Genomic DNA, 20882 nt, shown 5'->3' with positions numbered 1-20882 from the left:
CCCCCCGGGAGCACCGATGTTCACGAAGGTCCTGGTCGCCAACCGTGGCGAGATCGCCGTCCGCGCCTTCCGCGCCGCCTACGAGCTGGGCGTGAAGACGGTCGCCGTCTTCCCCTACGAGGACCGTGGCTCGGAGCACCGGCTGAAGGCCGACGAGGCCTACGAGATCGGCGAGCGGGGACACCCCGTGCGGGCCTACCTCGACCCCGAGTCCATCGTCGCGACGGCGGTGGCCTGCGGGGCCGACGCGATCTATCCGGGCTACGGCTTCCTGTCGGAGAACCCCGCACTCGCGGAGGCGTGCGCGGAGGCCGGGATCACCTTCATCGGCCCGGACTCGACGGTCCTGGAGCTGACCGGCAACAAGGCCCGCGCCATCGCGGCGGCCAAGGCGGCCGGCGTACCGACCCTGCAGAGCGTGGATCCCTCGACCGACGTCGACGCCCTCGTCGCGGCGGCGGAGGCGATCCCGGCGCCGCTGTTCGTCAAGGCCGTCGCGGGTGGCGGCGGTCGCGGCATGCGCCGCGTCGACGACCGGGCGCAGCTGCGCGAGGCGATCGAGACCTGCATGCGCGAGGCCGAGGCGGCCTTCGGCGACCCGACCGTCTTCATCGAGCAGGCCGTGATCGATCCCCGCCACATCGAGGTGCAGGTCCTCGCCGACGGCACTGGGTCCGACGACGGGGTGATCCACCTCTTCGAGCGCGACTGCTCGGTGCAGCGGCGGCACCAGAAGGTCGTCGAGATCGCCCCCGCGCCCAACCTCGACCCGGAGCTGCGGGACCGGATGTGCGCCGACGCGGTGCGCTTCGCCCGCGAGATCGGCTACAGGAACGCCGGCACCGTGGAGTTCCTGCTGGACACCAGGGCCGTGGAGAACCACAGGGGGGCGTGGGGGGACGAAGTCCCCCCACCGTACGTCTTCATCGAGATGAACCCCCGCATCCAGGTCGAGCACACGGTGACCGAGGAGGTCACCGACGTCGACCTCGTGCAGTCGCAGATGCGCGTCGCGGCCGGGGAGACCCTGGCCGACCTCGGCCTGGCCCAGGCCGAGATCGTGCTGCGCGGCTCCGCGCTGCAGTGCCGGATCACCACCGAGGACCCCGCCAACGGGTTCCGTCCCGACACCGGCGTCATCACGACGTACCGCTCGCCCGGCGGTGGTGGGGTCCGGATCGACGGAGGCACGGTCTACACCGGCGCCGAGGTCTCGGCGCACTTCGACTCGATGCTCGCCAAGCTCACCTGCCGCGGCCGGACCTTCGAGAAGGCCGCGGAGAAGGCACGCCGTGCGGTCGCGGAGTTCCGCATCCGCGGCGTCTCGACCAACATCCCGTTCCTGCAGGCGGTCCTGGAGGACCCCGACTTCGTCGCCGGGCGGGTCACGACGTCCTTCATCGAGACCCATCCCGAGCTGCTGCAGGCGCGCGGCTCCGGCGACCGCGGCAGCAAGCTGCTGTCCTACCTCGCCGACGTCACCGTCAACCAGCCGCACGGGTCGGCGTCGGTGCTGCTGGATCCGGCGTCGAAGCTGCCGCCGACAGACCTGGCCGCGCCCGCGCCCGACGGCTCGCGCCAGCTCCTGCTCGACGTCGGCCCCGAGGCCTTCGCCCGCCGGTTGCGCGATCAGGAGCAGGTCGCGGTCACCGACACCACCTTCCGCGACGCCCACCAGTCGCTGCTGGCCACCCGCGTGCGCACCATCGACCTGCTGGGCGTCGCCGGTCACGTCGCGCGGGTGACTCCGCAACTGTGGTCGCTCGAGTGCTGGGGCGGGGCGACGTACGACGTGGCGCTGCGCTTCCTCGCCGAGGACCCGTGGGAGCGGCTGGCCGCACTGCGCGAGGCCGTCCCCAACATCTGCCTGCAGATGCTCCTGCGCGGACGCAACACGGTCGGCTACACGCCCTATCCCACCGCCGTGACCCAGGCGTTCGTCGAGGAGGCGGCCACCACCGGCATCGACGTCTTCCGGATCTTCGACGCCCTCAACGACGTCGACCAGATGCGGCCTGCCATCGAGGCGGTCCGGGCCACCGGCACCTCGGTCGCCGAGGTCGCGCTGTCCTACACCGGCGACCTGTCCTCGCCTGACGAGCGGCTCTACACCCTCGACTACTACCTGCGGCTCGCGGAGCAGATCGTCGACGCGGGCGCCCACGTGCTGGCGATCAAGGACATGGCCGGCCTGCTCCGGGCTCCCGCCGCGCGCACCCTCGTCACCGCGCTGCGCGAGCGGTTCGACCTCCCCGTCCACCTCCACACCCACGACACTCCGGGCGGCCAGCTCGCCACGCTGCTCGCGGCGATCGACGCCGGCGTCGACGCGGTGGACGCGGCCTGCGCCGCGATGTCCGGCACGACGTCACAACCCGCGCTGTCCGCTCTCGTCGCGACCACCGACCACTCCCCCCGCGCGACCGGGCTGTCCCTGGACGGGGTCAACTCGCTGGAGCCCTACTGGGAGGCCACCCGGCGGCTCTACGCCCCCTTCGAGTCCGGCCTGCCGGCGCCGACGGGCCGCGTCTACACCCACGAGATCCCCGGCGGGCAGCTGTCCAACCTGCGTCAGCAGGCCATGGCGCTGGGCCTGGGCGAGAAGTTCGAGCAGATCGAGGACATGTATGCCGCGGCCAACCGCATCCTCGGCCACGTCCCCAAGGTGACGCCGTCATCGAAGGTCATCGGCGACCTCGCGCTCTCCCTGGTCGCGGCCGGCGCCGACCCGGCCGAGTTCGAGGCCGACCCCGGCCGGTTCGACATCCCCGACTCCGTCATCGGGTTCCTCAACGGCGAGCTCGGCGACCCGCCCGGCGGCTGGCCCGAGCCGTTCCGCACCAAGGCCCTCGCCGGCCGGTCGTGGACCCCGCCGGACGCGGAGCTGACGTCCGAGCAGGAGGCCGCGCTCGCGACCGGTCAGCAGGGTCGACGGCGCACGCTCAACGAGCTTCTCTTCCCCGCTCCCACCCGCGCCTTCGACGAGGCGCGCCACGCCTACGGCGACGTGTCGGTGCTGCCCACCCGCGACTACCTCTACGGACTGGTCCAGGGCGAGGAGCACGAGGTGCGGCTCGAGGAGGGCGTCACCCTCCTCCTCGGCGTCGAGGCGACCAGCGAGCCCGACGAGCGCGGGTTCCGCACCGTCCTGTGCACCATCAACGGCCACCTGCGCCCCGTGTCGGTCCGCGACCGCTCGGTCGCGGCCGACGTACCGAGCGCCGAGCGGGCCGACCCCGCCCACCCCGGACACGTCGCCGCCCCGTTCCAGGGGACCGTGACCCCCGTCGTCGCGGTCGGCGACACCGTGGCCGCCGGCGACACCGTCGCCACCATCGAGGCGATGAAGATGGAGGCCTCGATCACCGCGCCCGTCGCCGGCACCGTCGAACGCCTCGCGGTCAACGGCATCCAGCCCGTCGACGGCGGCGACCTCGTGCTGGTGGTCAGGTGATGCGTGTCGACCTGGATGCCGGCGTGGTTGTCGGCGTGGTTGTCGGCGTGGGCGAGCTGACCTACTGGTCCAGGTTGCCGACGGCGCGGGTGAGCTCGGGCAGCAGCGCCTCAAGGACGACGGGCAGGCTCAGGACGGAGGCGTGCGCCATCGCGCCGGCGACGACCGGGTCGGTCAGGAAGAGGTCGCGCCCTTCTTGGGCGACATCGAGGTTGGCGTAGAGCCGGTTCTCCTGGACCTCGGGGAGCAGGTCGATGTTGGCGGGCTCCCAGAGCACGACGTCCTGCTCGAGGAGGTCGAGGTTCTCGGCGCTGATGTCGTGGTAGAAGGTGTCCGAGCCCAAGGCTGCGAGGTCCGCGGGTACGACGAAGCCCAGGTCCTGCAGGACCCTCATCCGCGTGGAGCCGTCGGTCTCGACGTAGTAGCTGGCACTGCTGTCGCCGTAGACACCGGCGTAGGCGAGTCCCCGGCCCTCGAACTCCGGGTGCTCGCTGCGCGCCGTCTCGAAGAGGCCCTCGACCTCCTCGACCAGGGCGTCCGCCTCCTCCGCCTTGCCGACCGCGGCACCGAGGTTGCGGGTCATCAGCTGCCAGGGCGCGCCGAACGACGGGTGGTCGGCCGGCTGGGCGACGGTGTCCGCGAGCTGCGACAGCTGCTCGAACTCGCCCTTCTCGAGGTCGACGTACTGACCGATGATCAGGTCGGGTTGCAGCGCCGCGACCTCCTCGATACTGAGGTCGTCGGCGGGCAGCAGCTCCGGCTCGTGGTCGCCGAGCGCCTCCTCGGCCCAGGGCCACACGTAGTCGTGGTCGCCGTACCACTCCCGGATGGCCACCGGCTCCACGCCGAGGGCGAGCAGTGCGTCGTGGTCGGTGAAGCCGATGGAGACGATGCGCTGCGGCTCCTGCTCGATGGTGGTGCTGCCGAAGGCGTGCTCGATGGTCACGGGGAAGGCGCTGGAGGACTCGGCCGGCCGGTCCTTGTCGTCCGTGCCGGCACTCGACCGGTCCGTGTCACGGCTGCAGGCGGCCACGAGGGGCAGCGCCAGCGCGACGGCGATGACGACGGCGGCGCGGGCGGGACGCACGGTGCGCCGGGCGGGGGCGGGGTGGGACATGGTCGATCTCTTCTCGTGGGTGGGGAGGGTGCCGGTCACTCGGCGGGCGCGCAGAGGCGCTCGCGGCGCTCCTCGGCACTGGTGCGGGGGCAGGTGGTGCAGGCCTCGCCGATGTCGCTCACCCGGTAGTAGTTGCAGCAGCTGACCCGCAGGCGGGTGAGGTGCACGCCACCGCGGTCGTCGTCGACGCGATGGAGGGTGGAGCGGTCGGCGAACTCGGGCGTCGCGCCCGGCAGCACCGTCGCCGCGAGGGCGATCGAGGCCTCGACGGCGTCAGCGTCGGCGTCCTCCTGCCAGAAGCCGACGTCGAGACCGTCGAAGAAGGAGCCCAGCAGGTCGCGGCGCGGCAACCGCGCCCCCGGGCGGTACGACGACAGGAAGTCGTCCGCGTGCGCCCGCACCTCGGCGCGGAGGATCGCCCCGAGGGCCGTCACGTCCGCGACGACCGTGGCGTCGGGGTGGTCCGCGTCGGGATCGTCGGGCAGGCACCAGAACCGCGGGTCCCGGAAGGCGACACCGTCGGGGTAGTGGTCCTCCGGATGGCAGCGGAAGGCCAGCGCGTCGCGGCCGAGCCGCGGCACCCGCCGGTCCAACAGCAGGCAGGTGCCGCCGATGCGGGAGGCGATGTCGGCGTACCACCCGAGGGCGTAGCTGGCGGCCGCGACCGGATGGGACCGGCCGTCGTAGCGGACCTGCGACTCGGCGGCGCGCCGCTCCCAGTCGGCGATGACGCCGGCGTCGACCTCCGAGCAGAGCAGCCAGCCGTCCCGCGGGGAGGTGTCGAGGACGACGGCCAGCCACTCGTGCACTGCGTCGAGGCGCTCCGCGGTGCCGTGCAGCGGCGAGGTCTGCTCGCTCACCCGGCTTCCGCCGGAGCGATGAAGTACTCCTCGATGTCGTCGAGGATCAGCTCGAAGCCGGTGATGTCGATGCTGTTCCAGACCCCGGAGCTGACCTGGTGGACGCGTCCGGCCTGCACCGCCGGGAGCCCCTCCCACAGCGGGGAGGACTCGACCTCGTCCAGCTCCCCAACGCCGGTGTCGTCCTCGTAGACGAACAGGGTGTGCGCGGAGTCGAGGAGGTCGAGGTTCTCCTCGCTGATGTCGATGCTGAACTGCTCGGGGTCGGTCTGACCCTCCGGCTGCGCGATGCCGAGGGCGCGGAAGGCGATGCTCTCCGACGTGCCGATGCGGATCGACCGGAAGCCGTCCTCCCCGACCCGCAGCACGGAGACGGGGACGTCGCCCAGGCCGGCCTGCTCGACACGCTCGGCGAGCTCGGCGATCCGGTCGTGGAGGGCCTCCAGCCGCTCGGTCGCGACGTCCTCCTTGCCGACGGCGCGGGCGGTCTCGGTGAAGTTGTGCTCGATCTGCTCGAGGTGGACGTAGTTGTAGAGGTAGCCGAACGTGGGCACGCCCGTGGCCGTCGCGGCGTCGTAGAGCTCCTTGTTCCAGGCGTCGTCCTCGGAGCCCGCGAAGGTGATGAAGAGGTCGGGGCCGAGCTCGAGCACCTTCTCCCAGTTGACGTCGTCGCCCTGGCGCACGTCGACCACGCCGTCCATCTGCTCGGCGAGGTGGTGCGGCAGCGAGTTGGCGTTGGCTGCCGCCGCGACGGGCTTCACCCCGAGGGCGAACAGGTTGCCGAGCGTTGCTCCGTCACCGGCGACGACGCGCTGCGGATCGACCGGGAGCTCCACCGTGCCGAAGTAGTCCTCGACCTCGTGGGTGGCGGACGCGCTGTCCGAGCTGCCTCCGTCGTCCTCGCGGGCGCAGGCGGAGAGCGCCAGGCTCGCGGTGACGACGAGTGCGGCGGCGGCGTGCCAGCGGCGGCGGACGGTGGTGGTGCTCATCGGGTGGTTCCTTCGGTGGGTGGAGCGGCCGGGGGCGGGGGGAAGGTCTCGGCCGCGACCTCGCGGCCCCAGGCGGCCTTGACGCTGCGCCAGGCCTCGTCGTCCAGCCCCCGGCGCCAGTAGGGCGAGCACGACAGGTGCTCCTCGTCGACCCGGTGCTCGCCGAGCAGCACCCGGCGGACGGCTCGGGTCGCCGCGGCCTCTCCGTGGACGAAGGCGCTCACGACGCCGGCCGCCCGTGGCAGCGCGGCGACGGCGTCGGCGAGCAGCCGGTCGGGGTCGCCGCTGGCGTCGGAGCGGTGCACCCAGTGCACCTCCAGGGCAGCTGGGGACTCGATCGGGATCTCGTCGGCAGCGCCGTCGACCTCGACGACCACGACCGTCGGACGGCCGGGTGGGACCGCCTCGGCGCAGGCCGCGATCGCGGGGAGCGCGCTCTCGTCGCCGACGAGAAGATAGCTGTCGGCCTCCGCGTGCGGGGAGTAGCCACCGGCCGGCCCGCGCATCTGCAGCCGGTCGCCGGGCTGCGCATGGAGGGCCCAGCGCCCGGCGTACCCGACCTCGCCGTGGGTGGCGATGTCGAGGGTGAGCTCGCGCCGCTCGTCGTCCCAGCGACGCACCGTGATCCGTCGGGGGAACGGCCGCTGCTCGCGCGGCAGGTCGCGGGTGTCGTCGTCCTCGAAGGGGACCTCGTAGGGCGCGCCGTCGGGGCGGAAGAAGCAGTTGACGTACTGGTCGGCGTCGCCGGTCGACTCGAACTGCTCGAGCCCCGGTCCGCCGAGCACGACCCTCATCAGGTGCGGGCTCAGGGCGCGGGTCGTGATCACCTCGCCGTACATCGTCACGCCACCCCCTCGTCGATCGCCGCGGCGATGTCGGCGATGACCGCCCGCGCGCCGACGGCGCCGCCGAACTCCCAGTGGTTGCCGACCGTCACGACCCGGTCGTTGGCGACCACGTCGAGCGTCGGCCACAGGGGCGAGTCCTCGTGCCGGGAGGTGGCGTCCCTCACCTCGAGGAAGAGCAGGTCGCCGTCGAGCAGCGAGGTGTTCTCCGGGGAGATGTCGATGGTCCCCCACTCGTCCGGCTCGATCGCGTCCAGCTGCTCGGGTTGCTCGAAGCCGAGCTCGCGGAGCAGGGTCACGCCGATCGCGCCCTTGTCGCTCGTGAGCGGGTTGACCGCCACGTAGTCAGGCGTGCTCTTCGCCTGCACCACCTCGATCTCGGCGATCGCGGCGGCCTGGTCGGTCCGCAGCGTCTCGAGCTGCTCCTCGGTCTCCGCGATGTAGGCCTCGGCCTCCTCCTCGCGGTCGAGCAGCTCGCCGTAGGAGCGCAGCGTGCCGCGCCAGTCCTGGAAGGAGGCCGTGCCGCCGTAGCGGCCCTCCTCCTCCGTCGGCTCGCTCGTCGGTACGGCGAGCAGGGGCGCGATCTCCTTCATCTGGTCCAGGCCCTCGGCGCCGTCGATCTGGTCGAAGGGCACGAGGATGAGGTCCGGGTCGGCGGCGGCGACCTGCTCGAGGTCGGCCTCGTAGGTGTAGCCCGGGTCGACCATGGCGTCCCAGTCGAGGGCGTCGTGGAGGTAGTGGTCCTCCTCCTCGACGTGGTCGGTGGCGGCGAAGACGCCGACGATGACGGAGGTGTCGTAGCCGAGCGCGGTCAGGTAGTCGACGGTCATCGGGTCGGCCATGATCCGCTGCGGGTCTGCGGGGATCTCGATCTCGCCGTAGGCGCCGGTGACCGTCCGGGTCGCGCCCTCGCCGTCGCCGGCGCGGCCGTGGCCCTCGGTGCCGCAGGCAGCCAGGGCGGGCAGGGCCAGCAGCACGCCGGAGACGGTCAGCGCGGACCGCCGGGTCCATCGGGTCGATCGGCTCATCGGATACTCCTTCGCGTTGCTCCACCACACGGCACCCTGCCCGTCGACACGGGGCCGCCCCAGGAAGGTTAGCCTCACCTCACGCGCCCCGCGCCGACATCCACGGGTCGGGACGCAGGTCGGTCCCAGGTCAGCCCCAGGTCAGAGCTGGCTGAGCACGCGCTCCTCGACCTGACGGAGCCACAGCGTCGCGGTCGCGAAGTCGGTGACGCCGACGGACAGGTGGAAGACCCGGTCGGTCCCGGCGACCTCGGTGGCCTGGAAGAGCGAGTTCTTCTCGATGGCGTCGATGAGCGGGTTGGGGCTGCCGTCGGTGTTCTCGAACGTCAGCGCCGCGGTGACGCCGTCGAACACCGTGGGGATCTGCTCGACGGAGTAGGAGCCGTAGCCGAAGCCGTCGCCCGGATCGGCGGGGACGTTCGGCCCGTAGGCCATGCCCAGCTCGTCGACGACGAGCGACCCGGTGGTGCCGGAGGGGTACTGCACGGAGAACTCGCCCTCGCTGTTGCCGAGGGAGAAGTGGATCCAGGTGTTGCCCTCGATCTGCTCGGCATAGGTCTCCTTGACCTCGGCGAGCGTCGCGTCGTACTCCGCCGTCGTCCGCGCCAGCTCCTCCTCGGCTCCGACGGCCTCGGCGAGCGCACCGACGATGGCCTTCCAGTCGCCGCGCTCCTCGCCGCCGACGATCGCGGTCGGCGCGATCTCCGCCAGCTTCTCGAAGGTCGCCTCGTCGACCTCGTGGACGTCGCCGACGATGAGGTCCGGCTGCGCGGCGGCGATCTTCTCGAGGTCCGGCTCGCCGTAGGGACCGATCGAGTCGATGCCGTCGATGAAGTCCTGCTGGCTCTCGGAGAACTCGTCGATGTAGGCCGAGTAGTCCTGGGTGGCGACGGGGCGGACGCCGAGGGACTGCAGCTGCCACGGGGTGTCGTAGGAGAGCGCCACCACCCGCTCGGGGTCGGTGGGCACCTCGACGTCGCCGTAGGCCGTCGCGATGGTGTGCGTGTCCTCGGCCGCGGCGTCGTCGTCCCGCTCCTTGCCGCAGGCGGTCAGGGCGAGGGCCAGGACGGTGCCGGCCGCGAGCACGCGGCCGAAGGAAGTCAGGTTAGCCATACCTGAATAGTGGGTGCTGCGGCGGGCCGCTGTCGCGCCGGCAGTAGCGCGCGACGGTCAAGAAATGTCGCGATCCGGCCATGCGGACAGCTCCGCGCGGGGCCGCACGATCGCGGCGTAGGCCCGTGGGCTGACCCCGGTGAGCCGTCGGAAGGTCGCACCGAAGGCCGACGGCGTGGCGAAGCCGGTCTGCCGGGCCACTCGCGTCGGAGGTACGCCGAGGGCGAGCGCCCGCGTGGCCGCACCGATCCGCGCACGCGTGCGCCACTGGGCCAACGGCATCCCCGTCTCGGCCTGGAAGCGGCGGGTCAGGGTGCGCGGCGACAACCCGTTGGCGACCGCGAGGTCGCCGACCGTGCTCGTGTCGGACGGGTCGTCGAGGATCGCGTCCGCCAGCGCCCGCAGGTCGGGCGAGTGCGGCAGTGGGAGCGACAGCGGAAACGTCGGCAGATGACGGGTGTGACCGGTGACGAGGTCGCCCGCGAACGCCTCGGCGCGGCCGCGGCGCTCGTCGTCGAGAGCGGGGTCGTCGAGGTGGCGCAGGGTCTCGGCGAGCAGGCGGGACACGACGATGCTGGTCGTCGTACCGCTCGCGGCGGCTGGTCCCGCGGTGAGGTCAGCGGCGAACCAGGTGCAGCTGAGCGCGGCTCCGGCGGAGGCGTGGACCTCGTGGAGGGTGCCGGACGGGATCCAGAGCGCCAGCCCGCGGGGGACGACGTGCGACCCGGTCGGCGTGCTCACGGTCAGTCCGCCCGTGACGCCCCACAGCAGCTCGTGCTCGGCATGGCTGTGCGCCGGCCACAGCTGGCCGGCCGCCTGCGTGGCGCCGATGTCGAGGTGGTTGGTCGCCACCCGGCGGGCGGTCCCGACGACCGTGGCGACGCCGTGGTCGACGAGCTCCTCGAGGGGGCTGTCGTGCAGCGGCTCGGTCGGCACGTCAGCTCATCCCCGTGCGCGGCTCACCGCGCGCTCGCCTTCTCCAGCCGGACCCGGCCGTCCGCGCCGGCCGGCACGTCCCCCTCCGGATCGGCCGCACGACGGGTGCCGACCGGGATGATGAGCGGCTGGTGCGACACCGGATCGACCAGCACCTGGCTCTCGAGACCGAACACGTCGCGCAGCAGCTCCGCGTCGATCACGTCCGCGGGCGGGCCGCTGGTGACGACCTTGCCGTCGCGCATCACGATGAGGTGGTCGCTGTAGCGGGCCGCGAGGTTGAGGTCGTGCAGCACCATCACGATCGTGCGGCCGAGGTCGGCATGCAGCTTGTCGACCAGGTCCAGGACCTCGACCTGGTGGGCGAGGTCGAGGTAGGTGGTCGGCTCGTCGAGCAGGAGGACGTCGGTCTCCTGGGCCAGGGCCATCGAGATCCAGGCGCGCTGGCGCTGGCCTCCGGAGAGCTCGTCGACCGGGCGGCCGGCGAGGGCCTGCATGCCCGTGAGCCGGAGCGCCACGTCGACCTCGGCCTCGTCGTCACGCGACCACTGCCGCAGCCACGACTGGTGCGGGTGCCGGCCCTTCGCGACGAGGTCGGCGACGGTGAGGCCCTCGGGGGCGGTCGGCGACTGCGGGAGCATGCCCAGCACCCGGGCGACGTCACGGGTGCGCATCGAGGTGATGGCCTTGCCGTCGAGGAGCACCTCGCCGGCCTTCGGCTTGAGCAGGCGTGCGATCGCGCGCAGGAAGGTCGACTTCCCGCAGCCGTTGGGGCCGATGATGGTGGTGACCTGGCCGGCGGGGATCGTGGTGGTGAGGTCGTCGACGACCACCCGGTCGCCGTAGGCGAGTCGCAGTCCCGCGGCGGTGATCTGGTGGACGGTCATCGGGCCAGCCTCCGGTTGGTGCGGATGATCAGATACATCAGGAAGGGACCGCCGATCGCGGTGGTGACGATGCCGACGGGGAGCTCGATCGGCAGGATGACGCGGGCGACGTAGTCGCTGCCGACCACCAGGGCCGCGCCCATGAGCCCGGAGGCGAGCATCGGCGGGCCGGCGGTCCCGACGAGGCGGACCGTCAGCTGGGGTGCGACGAAGGCGACGAACCCGATCGGCCCGGCGGCGGTGACGCACATGGCGGCGAGCAGGACGGAGGCGATGAGCAGGACCGCCTGGCTGAGCTGGACCCGGACGCCGAGGGCGCGTGCCGTGTCCTCGCCGAGCCGCAGCGCCGACAGCGGGAAGCTCGAGGCCAGGGCGACCACCCCGACCACGCCCACGGCGATCGCGGCCGGCCAGACGTGGCTCCACTCCCGCCCGTGCAGGGAGCCGTTGAGCCAGACCGTCGCCTTCTGCACGTCCCAGATCTCGCCGACCACGAGCATCCACGTGGTCAGCGCTCCGAGGATGGAGTTGACGGCGATCCCGATCAGGATCAGGCGGAAGCCCTCGACCCCGCGCCGCCAGGCGAGCACGTAGATCGCGGCAGCGGTCAGCAGCCCACCGAGCAGAGCCGCGGCGGGCACCCCGAGCGTCACGCCCAGCAGCGTCGGCGCACCGAAGATGATGACCACCACCGCGCCCGCGCTGGCCCCGGCGGTGATGCCGAGGATGTCCGGGCTGGCGAGGGGATTGCGGGTGATCGACTGCGTGATCGCTCCGGAGATGCCGAGCCCCAGGCCGACGATCACCCCGACCAGCGACCGCGGCATCCGCAGGTCCCAGACGATGAAGTACTCGACGTCGGTGCCGCCGCCGGCCAGCACCTCGAGGACACCCCCGACGCTGATCGGGTAGTCGCCGCGGCCGACGTTGAGGCAGAAGAGGACCAGGACCACGGCGGCCAGGACGACGTTGGCGGCCACGAGCCGCGGCCGCCACACCATGGTCAGCGGGCCGCGGCCGAAGCGCGGCCGGCCGGTGACGAGCGCGGTCACAGCGTCGCCAGCTTCCGCCGCCGGACGATGGCGATGAAGAACGGGCCGCCCGCGAGTACTAGGACGATCCCGGCCTGCAGCTCGCCCGGCCGGGCGACGACCCGGCCGATGACGTCGCACACCGTCAGCAGGATGGCGCCGACGACAGCGGAGTAGGGCAGCAGCCACCGGTAGTCGGGGCCGGTGAAGGCGCGCGCGACGTGCGGCACGACGAGACCGACGAAGCCGATCGGCCCGCACGCGGCCGTCGCGGCGCCGGCGAGCAGCGTGATCGCGAGGACGCCCACGACGCGGTTGACCGCGATGCTGGAGCCCAGCGAGCGGGCGACGTCCTCGCCGAGGCTGAGCAGGTTGAGCCCCGGGGCGCTGCCGAGCGCGAGGAGCACCCCGACCGCGAAGAACGGCAGCAGCGGCACCAGGATCTCGGGGCCGCGGCCGGCGACCGAGCCGACGACCCAGAACCGGAACGAGTCGAGGGTGTCCTGGTCGAGCAGGACCACCGCGGACGTCACCGACGACAGGAACGCCGCCACCGCGGCGCCGCCGAGGACGAGCGACACCGGCGAGAGGGTGCGGCTGCCGACCGAGGCGAGGCCGAACACGAGCACGCTCGTCACCATCGCGCCGGCGAGCGCGAACCACACGTAGCCGGTCACCGAGGCGACGCCGAGGTAGGCCATCGCGAGCACCACGGCGCACGAGGCGCCCGCACTCACGCCGAGGATCCCGGGATCCGCGAGCGGGTTGCGGGTGTGCCCCTGGATCAGCGCGCCCGCCAGCCCGAGGGCGATGCCGGTCACGATGGCGAGCAGCGTCCGCGGCAGTCGCAGGTCGCGCACGATCAGGTCCGTGTCGGTCGCGCTGCCGTCGTACGGCGGCACGAGGGCGTGGCCGATCTCGCCGAAGGACAGCGGGCGCGCGCCGACCGCGATGCTGGCGAGCAGGACGACCGCCAGCAGGATCACCAGCGCCACCAGGCCCACCACCCGTCGTACGCGCAGGGAGGCGGGAGTGGCGACGACCTCGATCGGGGCGAAGCCCTCGTCCATCGCGGTGACGTGGCGGACCACCTCGGGGCGGCGGAGCAGCAGACTGGCCCGGACGCCGAGGGGCTGGCGGTCGGCGCCACGGGCGACCAGCCCGACCCACGACTTGCCGGTCGACTGGCCCCGGCGCCCCTGGGCGTAGCCCAGGTTCCAGACATGCAGCGCCACCGCGACCGCGACCGCGAAGGAGCCGAAGACGGCGCGGTCGGCCTGACCGCCGCCGTTCGCGTCGCGCAGCGAGTGCACGATCAGTCCGCCGATCACCAGCGGGAGGCCGACCACGACGACGTCGATGACGGTCGCGGCGGCCCGCAGCGCGAGAGGGGCCGGCCCACGGGGGACCTCGACCTGCGTGTGGTCGCCCCGGTCCGCGACCGCGGCACTCGGCTCGAGCTCGCTCAGCCGCACGGCAGCGTCCCGGGCCGTCGGGCAGGGCACCGCAGGTGCAGAGGGTGCTGAGGTGACATCGCGAGGTCCGGTTCGTGCGTTGGTCGGCCACGCCGAGACCGGGCCGTACGGATTAGGTGATCCTAACCTCGGCCATCGTCGTCAGCACGCCCGTCCGGAGGATGGGCGCGCGGCTGGGCTCACCGCTGGGGACGACGGCCCCGCGTGCGCTCCTTCAGCTTCTCCGCACCGGCCTTGATCTTCGCCTGGTTCTCCGGCTTCTTCGCCTCGGTGATGACCTTCTTGGCGATCCCGAGGGCAGCCGCGCTCCTGATGATCTTCATGCCGTCGTTCTACCGCAGGTCGCCAACCCCGACCGGCTGCTGGCCGATGCGGGTCACTCGCCGAACAGCACCCTGTCCAGGCCCTTGGCCGCGAGCACGCGGCCCACGACGGCACTGTGCGGGCCGACCCGCAGCGAGATACGGCGGGCGAGCGCGTCGTACCAGCACTCGAGGAGGGTGCGGGCACCCGCGGAGTCGATGAACGTGACTCCGGCCAGGTCCAGCACCACCTCACGCGCGCCGCGCTCCAGGCAGTCCTCGACGGCATCCCGCACGAACGCGACCGCGGCGGCGTCGAACTCACCCCGGACGGCGAGGACGACAGCGTCGCCGTCATCGCGGACGGCGAAGCTCAATGACGACGAAGCATCTGCGAAGAGGGTCATCAGGCACCGATCTCCGAACCAATCGCGTTCGGCCAGAAACGGTGGCGCCAGGGGCGGCGGACTCGAGGAACTCCTGACTGCTCTCGACGCTACGCCTTCCTTCGGGCGATGTCGACCCGGCCAGGCCTATTACCGGCCCGGGTGGGTAGGTTCCGCCGCCGTGAAGGTCCCTCTCGCCACCGGCACGGCCGTGGTCCTCGTCGTCGCCGTCGCCACCGGCTCGTGGCTCGCGCTCCGCGACGACCGCCCCCGGCTGGCGCCGGGCGAGATCGGCCTCACCGAGCAGTTCGCCCACTTCGCCGACGACGACTTCGGCGCCGGCCCCTCGGCCGAGGTCACCGTGCCGTGGGGCAGGTTCACGATCCGCGCGACCGGAGTGGTCGAGGAGATCCCGCCGCAGTGCTGCACGGACGAGCCCCGCGACGTCAGGGCCCCGAAGGGTGGCGGCTGGGTCGGCGTCCAGGTCGACACCCCGGACCTCACCCATGCCTCGATCTACGGGTTCGAGGACTTCGTGCCGCTCGAGGTCGCCGTGGTCGCCGACGACCACCGCCACGCCCTGCCGGGGGTCAGCGACTACCTCGACCGCAACCGGGAGTCGTGGTCCGGCAGCGACTACACCGAGTTCGTCGCGGTCGCCGACGAGGACGCCGCCGTCCGGATCGAGGTCGTGTACGACGGCCTCACGCAGGTCCTCGACCCGGAGACCGGCGAGCTGGACGCCGGTCGCGCGGCCGAGCTGACGGTCGGCATCGATGCCGTCACCCGGCTCGACTCGTGCGGCAAGGAGAGGTGGTCGGCGCCGTACGCACCGCTGCGCGCGACCGACGACGGCACCAACTCGTTGAGCCAGGTCTGCCAGCTGAGCTACGTCCGGCAGCCCTACCACCCGGGCAAGGGCTGGGCGCCCGAGGGCACCGAGTGGCTGCTGGTCAGCCCGGCGATGTCGGCGCCGGTGCGCTGGACCCTGCGGGACGACCTCCCGGACGAGTCGGCGGACGCGCCCGCCTTCCGTCACGACATCGACGAGGAGGACGTCACATTCACGGGCCGACTGCTCCTCGACGGCGACGAGGGGGACGACCTCGACGGCGTACTTGTCTTCGCCGTACCGACCGGCGAGCGCGTCGCGCTCGAAGGCGAGTTCCACTTCACCGGACACGACCTGCGGACCGGCGAGCTGGTCTCGGCGCGCGTCACGAGCGTCGTCCACCTCCCCGGTTTGCCGCGGTAGGGCGAGGGCAGGAACCCTGCCGTGATCGGTCGACTGAAGCTCTGGGCGGCGTTGACTGCGCTCGCGATCCTGCTCACCGGCTGCACCGGTGGCGAGGAGCCCGGTGCTTCGTCCCCGGCGCGGGCTACCGAGGCGGCACGAGTGCCCGAGCTCCCGGAGGCGTGGACCAGCACGGCCGTCGATCCCTACCGGATCCGCAGCGTCCTCGCCGTCGGCGACGTCGTCCTCGTCTCGACCGACCGGACCGTCGTCGCCCTCGACGCGGCGACGGGCGAGCGGCAGTGGCGGCTCCCCTCAGTGGGCGTCTGTGGTCGCCCCGAGCCAACAGGTGACGGTCGTGTCGTCGTCGCACTGTCACCCAGGGGCGAGGCCAAGGGGAGGCAGCGTCGAGCGGAATGCACCACGCTGGCCCTGGTCGACGCCGGCTCCGGCAAGGTCGCCTGGCAGCGCAACGTCGGCAGCATCTGGGGAAACACCGACGGCGAGCAGCACGCGATCGCCGTGGGGCGTCGGGCCATCACGGCCCGCGAGGACACCGTCTGTGGCGGCCTCCGGCGCTTCGACCTGCGCACCGGGCGGCCGCTGCCGTCGCTCGCCCCGGTCGGCAACGACGGCTACGCCTGCGACAGCTGGGCCTTCGACGGCCGGTGGATCGCGCAGGAGGAGACCCCCGACTTCGGCGACGCGGACGTCCTCACCCCCTATGACGCCGACTCCGGCCGGCGAGTCTTCAGCCGACCGTTCCCCGACCTGGCCCTGGGCGAGCACATCTACTCGGCCGATCCGCTGGTGCTCGACATCTCCGACCACGGCCACCGGCTGCTGTGGACCGTCGACCCGACCAACGGGAAGCTGCTCGAGCCGATCAGCGAGCAGTGGACCGACAACCGCTTCGACACCGACACGGCACCGCTGGGCATGGACGGCGACACCGTCCTCGTCGATCACGGCTCCCAGGTGTCGGGCTACTCCCTCGCCGGTCTCTCTGGCGGGACGCCGGTGACGACCGCCTTCCCTGCCAACGGCCAGTTCCTGGGCACGGGCGACGGGCTGATCGCCGCCACCCAGCTCGTCGACGACGGCGCGCTCGGGCAGATGGTCCTCACCCGTCATGCTGCCGACGATGTCGCCGACGTCGAGGTGCTGGGCGCCACCGAGGGGCGGACGTTCGCCGGCGTCGCCGGCGACCTCGTGCTCGTACAGGCTCAGGAGGAGCTGGTGGCTCATGCACTGCCGGCGCCGGGAGCCGGGCCCGACGTACCCGAGGATCTCGACATCCCGTGGGACGTGGAGCCCGCCCTCCAGGGCTACGACGAGTCGCGTTGGGAGGACGGCGACGTGCGACCCGGCGACGTCGAGGACTGCCGGTTGTCGGACGCGACGCTGCGCACCCTCGGCTTCCACCGGCTCGATCTGCCGCGACCTGCCCGTTGCGAATGGGTCGAGACCGTCGAGCCGCACGGCACCCGCCGCGAGCTCTCGATCACCACCATCGTCGGCGGGCCGCTCGCGGGCGACGGCGGCAATGCGACCGACGAGGCGCGCGAGCGCCTGGCCTCCATCCACCGAAACGGCGTCGCCGGGAGCGCGATCTTCGATCCACTGGCCACCAAGGCGGTCCGACTGCCCGGCGTGGGCGACGAGGCCTGGCTGGTCCACGGCGCCGGACTCGGCGCCCGCGACACCAACGTCGGCCTGCTCGTGCGGGTGAGGAATGTCGTGGTGCACCTGACGATGCAGCAGACCACCGAGTCCTACGAGACCTCCGGCCTCGCCACGCCGTATGCGATCGAGGAGGGCGCCTGGGCGGCACTGGAGGAGACCTTCGAGGGCGCCGGCCTCACCCTGACGCGGCCGACGCCGGACGTGCCGGACGTGCCGGCCCTGAAACGGCGGCCCGACCTGTGCCGGCTGCTCGGCCCCTCGGTGGCCGGGCTCGTTCCCGGCGTCGCGGGCAAGGACCTGCGGCCGAAGGGTGACGCCGAGCGCCGGGTCGCGGGCTGCGCGTGGAACACCGGAGGCGCGGACGGCAACCACGACGGCGTCCAGGTCAGCCTGCACGCGACCGCGTCCAGCACACTGACCGGCACCAGCGGGGTCGGCCTGGCGCGACGGGCCTGGACCTACACGGCCAAGGCCCTCGACGACGCCGACGACAACCGGACGGTCGACGGCCTCGGCGAGCGGGCCCGCGTCGTCGGCTGGGACGCGACCTGGCTGCAGGGACGGGTCGGCGACGCGAAGAAGTGGCAGGCCGCCCGGGTCGACGTACGCCGGCGCAACCTCACCGTGACCGTCGTGGTCCAGCTCCACGGGCTGTCGACCGACACCCTGGAGGAGAGGGCGATCGCGCTCGCCCGGGACGCGCTGGCCACCCAGGGCGGTTGAGCATCGGTCGGACCTGCAGACGAGCGGTGACCGGCGCACGGCCACCGGTGCCCGCTGACCTGCACGAAAGTCGTTGGCCCTCGCCAGTGGGTTGCGCCTACCGTTGATGGCACACGGGCCATCGGGGCCCGGCGAGACGAAGGATGGACAGGTGCTCAGGCATAGCAGCCTCACTGCGTCGGTCCGCGGCAACGCGGATCGTGCGATGTGTGCTGCCGCCACGTGGCTGCCCTCCGCACGCCTGGAGCCGCCCGTGAGCTGAGCGCTCACGCACCCAGACCCAGACACGGGAAGGGCCGCTCCAGCCGAGGCAGACGTCTCGCAGGAGCGGCCCTTTCGTCGTGTCCGAGACGCCTCACACCACCACTGCCTTCGTGGTCCAAGGGACACGACACCGGCCTACGAAGCCGGGGATCCAGGTTCGAGTCCTGGCGAGGGCGCTGTGACCGATGAGCAACGGTGGCTCACCAGGTTGTGGTCCTGGGCCCGCAAGGGCGCAGCGGGTTCGACTCCCGCCGGTCACCCCGATCAACACATCTCGTAACCCACGTGCCGCACACTCATCAGTATCCGGAGAGGAGGTGTCAGCGGTGACCGCAACATCCGTCGCGCTGCTGAACGCCTCCTACGAGCCGCTCGGGAAGGTGTCGTTCAAGCAAGCCATGCGCATGGTGGCCCGCAAGGTCGCCGCCGTCGAGGAGGCGGTCGAGGGACGTACGGCGGGCCCGTGGCCGTGGCCGCGCGTGATCCGGCTGCTGCGCTACGTCAGCCCCACGTGGCTCTACCGTCCTGCCGGATGGCACCGCGGCGGCGTCTTCATCCGCGACGGCCACCGGTGCGCCTACTGCGGCGACAAGGCCCGGACGCTCGATCACATCCTTCCCGCGTCGCGAGGCGGGGAGTGGTCGTGGCTGAACATCGTGGCCGCCTGCGAGCCCTGCAACAGCCGCAAGGGCAACCGCACCCCCGCCGAGGCCGGGATGAGGCTCCGCTTCCAGCCCTACGTCCCCACCCGGGCGCAGTTGGCGGCTCGTGCGTGAGGCGACCGACGACCTCGGGGATCGGGACCGATTGCCGCCTCCCGGCCAAGACCTCGCTCCTGATGAAGCGGAACGCGCTGTGCCTGAAGTACAAGCGCCGCCCGCTCGTCGAGAAGGACCGCGACATCCTCGGTCGCACCACGGTCGTCACGACCAACGTGCACTACGCCGTGAAACGCATCCGCCGCAACGCGGTCGCGCGCATCGTCACCGCGTGACGAACCCACCTGGGCATGTGGTGAAACTGCCTGCCCCCACCCCAGCCATCAAGGAGGACACGATGGGAATGCTCATCAGCCGGCACCGCAACCGCGCCGCCGAGGAGAAGGTCGCCGAGTCGGACTTCGCTTCCGAGGCCGCGTCGGAGCCCGTCAAGAAGGCCGCTGCCCCGCGCAAGCGGGCCGCTGCCAAGAAGGCAACAGCGAAGCCCGGGGCGTAGCCAAGTCAGTCTGGGCGGTTGCTCTCCCACGTGTCGAGGTCGCCGTACGCGTCCCTGATGTACTCGCGCTCCTCCGGCGAGTGGTTGCGCACGAAGTTTCCATAGCGCTCAGGGTCGTAACCGCCAGTAGCCCAGTAGTGCGGACCTGAGTCGTCCCTGCTGCTTGACGCTCTCCGAGGATTCTCGGTGTGGTCCTCTGGTGCCGGTGGGTGCGTGCGCTCCCAGAAGGCGGCCTCATCTGCCTTGCTCGCGTAGAAGGTCGCAACTAAGCCGCCCGCCATCACGGCCAGTAGTACGACGACCAAGATCCGGTCATCGACGATGCCGCGGTCGATCAGCGCCAAGACCGGGACGACCGCCGCGACCCAAACAGGCACGACCGCCCACATGCGCGAGTAGTGCCAGAACCGCATCTTGGGCTCCGGCTCGCCCCTGGTCGTCATACTGACCAGTTGATCACAACGAGGAGGCGTCGTCATGGGATTCGCTCCGCTTGCCACTCTGTCCGACTACCGCGGCTACCGCGGTGACGAGAACGCCACCGTCGGCGCGCTGACGCTGCGGCGTCCATCGTCCGTGGTCCGCACGGCGCTCGTCGGATTCACGCCCTACGCCACTGATGACGACAGCGTTCCAGTCGATGCAAAGGTCAAGGCCACGCTCGCTGAAGCGGTGTGCGCTCAGGTCGCGTACTGGGATGAAGCGGGCGAGACCGGCACGGCGCTGACGAAGGGATCTCGAGTTCGTCCATCTTGAGCGTCTCGTACTCCCGGGCGCCTGGCGCATCGGGTTCGACCCGGTCGCTGTGCGCAGAAGCCCGAGAGGTTCTCTTCCTCGGCGGGAGGCTCCAACCGACCGTCGCCTACTGATCCCCGCCCTCAAGGAACGTCAATAGGCGGTTGGCGTTGGTTGTGCGCGAGAACGAGTCAATCGTTGTGGTCACGGTCCCCTCGGGGAGGAACAGCCCGCCATCGACACGCCTCAGGTAGAGCACCCGACCCGTAGCGGTTAGGTAGGCATCAGACCCGTACGTCTTCGTGACTGGCAGGGCGTCATATCGGCCCGGGAAGGTCACGGATGACGCTGGGCCAGAGCCAGGAAGTTTTCCACCCTTCCAGTTCGCAGTCGAGACGCGCTGAAGCCTCGTACTTCTTCGGCCGGTAGCGCTTCACTACTCGCACTCCATCCGGGAGCCGCGCCTCAATCTTCGAGATCGACTTCGTCTTGCGCAGGAAGGTCGATGTGAACGACACGATCTCAGGCCGACGTTGGCGAAGGAACCCGGTCACAGCATCCGCAAGTCGCCCTGGGTCTGCCCCCAGTCTGGTTGACACCTG

Annotated in this window: 21 protein-coding genes and 2 tRNA genes; 9 read left to right on the top strand and 14 right to left on the bottom strand. The window is 71.8% G+C overall.

The features are described from left to right. The first annotated feature begins 16 nt into the window (after positions 1-16). The gene (locus E9934_RS18615) at positions 17-3454 is read left to right on the top strand and encodes a pyruvate carboxylase (protein ID WP_136564400.1); all 3438 of its coding nucleotides are present in this window, start codon (positions 17-19) and stop codon (positions 3452-3454) included. 61 nt (positions 3455-3515) lie between these two features. Here the strand turns inward: E9934_RS18615 and E9934_RS18610 are convergent, their stop codons facing one another. The 12 genes from E9934_RS18610 to E9934_RS18560 form a co-directional block, all read right to left on the bottom strand. Beyond that, positions 3516-4571, bottom strand: a complete 1056-nt coding sequence (locus tag E9934_RS18610; RefSeq protein ID WP_136564399.1) for an ABC transporter substrate-binding protein — start codon at positions 4569-4571, stop codon at positions 3516-3518. Between the two features lie 35 nt (positions 4572-4606). Continuing rightward, positions 4607-5431 carry a (2Fe-2S)-binding protein gene (locus E9934_RS18605; protein ID WP_158295067.1) on the bottom strand — a complete coding sequence of 275 codons (825 nt, stop codon included), beginning with the start codon at positions 5429-5431 and terminating at the stop codon, positions 4607-4609. Further along, positions 5428-6420, bottom strand: a complete 993-nt coding sequence (locus E9934_RS18600) for an ABC transporter substrate-binding protein (protein WP_136564397.1) — start codon at positions 6418-6420, stop codon at positions 5428-5430. Before E9934_RS18600 ends, E9934_RS18605 begins: the two co-directional genes overlap by 4 nt. After that, positions 6417-7259, bottom strand: coding sequence for a siderophore-interacting protein (locus E9934_RS18595; protein WP_136564412.1), 843 nt, complete (start codon positions 7257-7259; stop codon positions 6417-6419). Before E9934_RS18595 ends, E9934_RS18600 begins: the two co-directional genes overlap by 4 nt. Before the next feature lie 2 nt (positions 7260-7261). Next, positions 7262-8293 carry an ABC transporter substrate-binding protein gene (locus E9934_RS18590; RefSeq protein ID WP_136564396.1) on the bottom strand — a complete coding sequence of 344 codons (1032 nt, stop codon included), beginning with the start codon at positions 8291-8293 and terminating at the stop codon, positions 7262-7264. Positions 8294-8434: 141 nt separating this feature from the next. Beyond that, positions 8435-9406: an ABC transporter substrate-binding protein gene (locus tag E9934_RS18585; RefSeq protein ID WP_136564395.1), complete on the bottom strand. Its 972-nt coding sequence runs from the start codon at positions 9404-9406 to the stop codon at positions 8435-8437. Between the two features lie 57 nt (positions 9407-9463). After that, positions 9464-10342 carry an AraC family transcriptional regulator gene (locus E9934_RS18580; protein WP_136564394.1) on the bottom strand — a complete coding sequence of 293 codons (879 nt, stop codon included), beginning with the start codon at positions 10340-10342 and terminating at the stop codon, positions 9464-9466. Positions 10343-10365: 23 nt separating this feature from the next. After that, a complete protein-coding gene (locus E9934_RS18575; protein WP_136564393.1) occupies positions 10366-11229 on the bottom strand; it encodes an ABC transporter ATP-binding protein in 864 nt (287 codons plus the stop codon). Continuing rightward, complete coding sequence (locus tag E9934_RS18570) at positions 11226-12281, bottom strand: FecCD family ABC transporter permease (RefSeq protein WP_238695053.1); 1056 nt, start codon at positions 12279-12281, stop codon at positions 11226-11228. The genes E9934_RS18575 and E9934_RS18570 overlap by 4 nt, the downstream gene beginning before the upstream one ends. Further along, entirely contained in the window at positions 12278-13735 is a 1458-nt protein-coding gene (locus E9934_RS18565) for a FecCD family ABC transporter permease (RefSeq protein ID WP_202977387.1), read from the bottom strand. Before E9934_RS18565 ends, E9934_RS18570 begins: the two co-directional genes overlap by 4 nt. Positions 13736-13914: 179 nt before the next feature. Then, positions 13915-14058 (bottom strand): hypothetical protein, encoded by a 144-nt coding sequence (locus tag E9934_RS19865; protein ID WP_162851573.1) that lies wholly within the window; start codon positions 14056-14058, stop codon positions 13915-13917. Positions 14059-14111: 53 nt separating this feature from the next. Further along, complete coding sequence (locus tag E9934_RS18560) at positions 14112-14444, bottom strand: STAS domain-containing protein (protein ID WP_136564392.1); 333 nt, start codon at positions 14442-14444, stop codon at positions 14112-14114. Positions 14445-14604: 160 nt separating this feature from the next. Here E9934_RS18560 and E9934_RS18555 point away from each other — a divergent pair, with 160 nt between their 5' ends. The 7 genes from E9934_RS18555 to E9934_RS19745 all read left to right on the top strand — a co-directional run bounded on the left by E9934_RS18555 (position 14605) and on the right by E9934_RS19745 (position 19545). Continuing rightward, positions 14605-15678, top strand: a complete 1074-nt coding sequence (locus E9934_RS18555) for a hypothetical protein (RefSeq protein WP_136564391.1) — start codon at positions 14605-14607, stop codon at positions 15676-15678. A gap of 21 nt (positions 15679-15699) precedes the next feature. Further along, positions 15700-18066, top strand: coding sequence for an outer membrane protein assembly factor BamB family protein (locus E9934_RS18550; protein WP_136564390.1), 2367 nt, complete (start codon positions 15700-15702; stop codon positions 18064-18066). 368 nt (positions 18067-18434) lie between these two features. After that, positions 18435-18506: transfer RNA gene (locus E9934_RS18545), tRNA-Arg, on the top strand. A gap of 2 nt (positions 18507-18508) precedes the next feature. Continuing rightward, positions 18509-18590 (top strand) — tRNA-His (locus E9934_RS19760). 66 nt (positions 18591-18656) lie between these two features. Continuing rightward, positions 18657-19106 (top strand): HNH endonuclease, encoded by a 450-nt coding sequence (locus tag E9934_RS19755; protein ID WP_238695052.1) that lies wholly within the window; start codon positions 18657-18659, stop codon positions 19104-19106. Positions 19107-19168: 62 nt separating this feature from the next. After that, positions 19169-19324 carry a hypothetical protein gene (locus E9934_RS19750; RefSeq protein WP_158295066.1) on the top strand — a complete coding sequence of 52 codons (156 nt, stop codon included), beginning with the start codon at positions 19169-19171 and terminating at the stop codon, positions 19322-19324. 62 nt (positions 19325-19386) lie between these two features. After that, positions 19387-19545, top strand: a complete 159-nt coding sequence (locus E9934_RS19745) for a hypothetical protein (protein WP_158295065.1) — start codon at positions 19387-19389, stop codon at positions 19543-19545. Between the two features lie 5 nt (positions 19546-19550). Here E9934_RS19745 and E9934_RS18535 read toward each other — a convergent pair whose 3' ends face one another. After that, positions 19551-19988, bottom strand: coding sequence for a hypothetical protein (locus E9934_RS18535; RefSeq protein ID WP_136564388.1), 438 nt, complete (start codon positions 19986-19988; stop codon positions 19551-19553). A 34-nt stretch (positions 19989-20022) separates the two neighbouring features. Here E9934_RS18535 and E9934_RS18530 point away from each other — a divergent pair, with 34 nt between their 5' ends. Next, on the top strand, positions 20023-20301 hold the full coding sequence (locus E9934_RS18530; RefSeq protein ID WP_136564387.1) for a hypothetical protein: 279 nt from the start codon (positions 20023-20025) through the stop codon (positions 20299-20301). A 296-nt stretch (positions 20302-20597) separates the two neighbouring features. Here the strand turns inward: E9934_RS18530 and E9934_RS20385 are convergent. After that, the coding region (locus E9934_RS20385; RefSeq protein ID WP_238695051.1) for a hypothetical protein at positions 20598-20882 on the bottom strand (285 nt) is incomplete at its 5' end.

The sequence above is a fragment of the Nocardioides caeni genome (genome assembly GCF_004912195.1).
GTDB classification, from domain to species: domain Bacteria; phylum Actinomycetota; class Actinomycetes; order Propionibacteriales; family Nocardioidaceae; genus Nocardioides; species Nocardioides caeni.
This window is presented reverse-complemented; position numbering and strand designations above follow the sequence as displayed.

Excerpts from the sequence above, each read along its gene's own strand:
- E9934_RS18530 (WP_136564387.1), top strand. The coding sequence starts at position 20,023 with ATGGGATTCGCTCCGCTTGCCACTCTGTCCGACTACCGCGGCTACCGC.
- E9934_RS18560 (WP_136564392.1), bottom strand. The coding sequence starts at position 14,444 with ATGACCCTCTTCGCAGATGCTTCGTCGTCATTGAGCTTCGCCGTCCGC.
- E9934_RS18610 (WP_136564399.1), bottom strand. The coding sequence starts at position 4,571 with ATGTCCCACCCCGCCCCCGCCCGGCGCACCGTGCGTCCCGCCCGCGCC.
- E9934_RS18615 (WP_136564400.1), top strand. The coding sequence starts at position 17 with ATGTTCACGAAGGTCCTGGTCGCCAACCGTGGCGAGATCGCCGTCCGC.
- E9934_RS19865 (WP_162851573.1), bottom strand. The coding sequence starts at position 14,058 with ATGAAGATCATCAGGAGCGCGGCTGCCCTCGGGATCGCCAAGAAGGTC.
- E9934_RS18600 (WP_136564397.1), bottom strand. The coding sequence starts at position 6,420 with ATGAGCACCACCACCGTCCGCCGCCGCTGGCACGCCGCCGCCGCACTC.
- E9934_RS18585 (WP_136564395.1), bottom strand. The coding sequence starts at position 9,406 with ATGGCTAACCTGACTTCCTTCGGCCGCGTGCTCGCGGCCGGCACCGTC.
- E9934_RS18590 (WP_136564396.1), bottom strand. The coding sequence starts at position 8,293 with ATGAGCCGATCGACCCGATGGACCCGGCGGTCCGCGCTGACCGTCTCC.
- E9934_RS18575 (WP_136564393.1), bottom strand. The coding sequence starts at position 11,229 with ATGACCGTCCACCAGATCACCGCCGCGGGACTGCGACTCGCCTACGGC.
- E9934_RS18535 (WP_136564388.1), bottom strand. The coding sequence starts at position 19,988 with ATGACGACCAGGGGCGAGCCGGAGCCCAAGATGCGGTTCTGGCACTAC.
- E9934_RS19750 (WP_158295066.1), top strand. The coding sequence starts at position 19,169 with ATGAAGCGGAACGCGCTGTGCCTGAAGTACAAGCGCCGCCCGCTCGTC.
- E9934_RS19745 (WP_158295065.1), top strand. The coding sequence starts at position 19,387 with ATGGGAATGCTCATCAGCCGGCACCGCAACCGCGCCGCCGAGGAGAAG.
- E9934_RS18595 (WP_136564412.1), bottom strand. The coding sequence starts at position 7,259 with ATGTACGGCGAGGTGATCACGACCCGCGCCCTGAGCCCGCACCTGATG.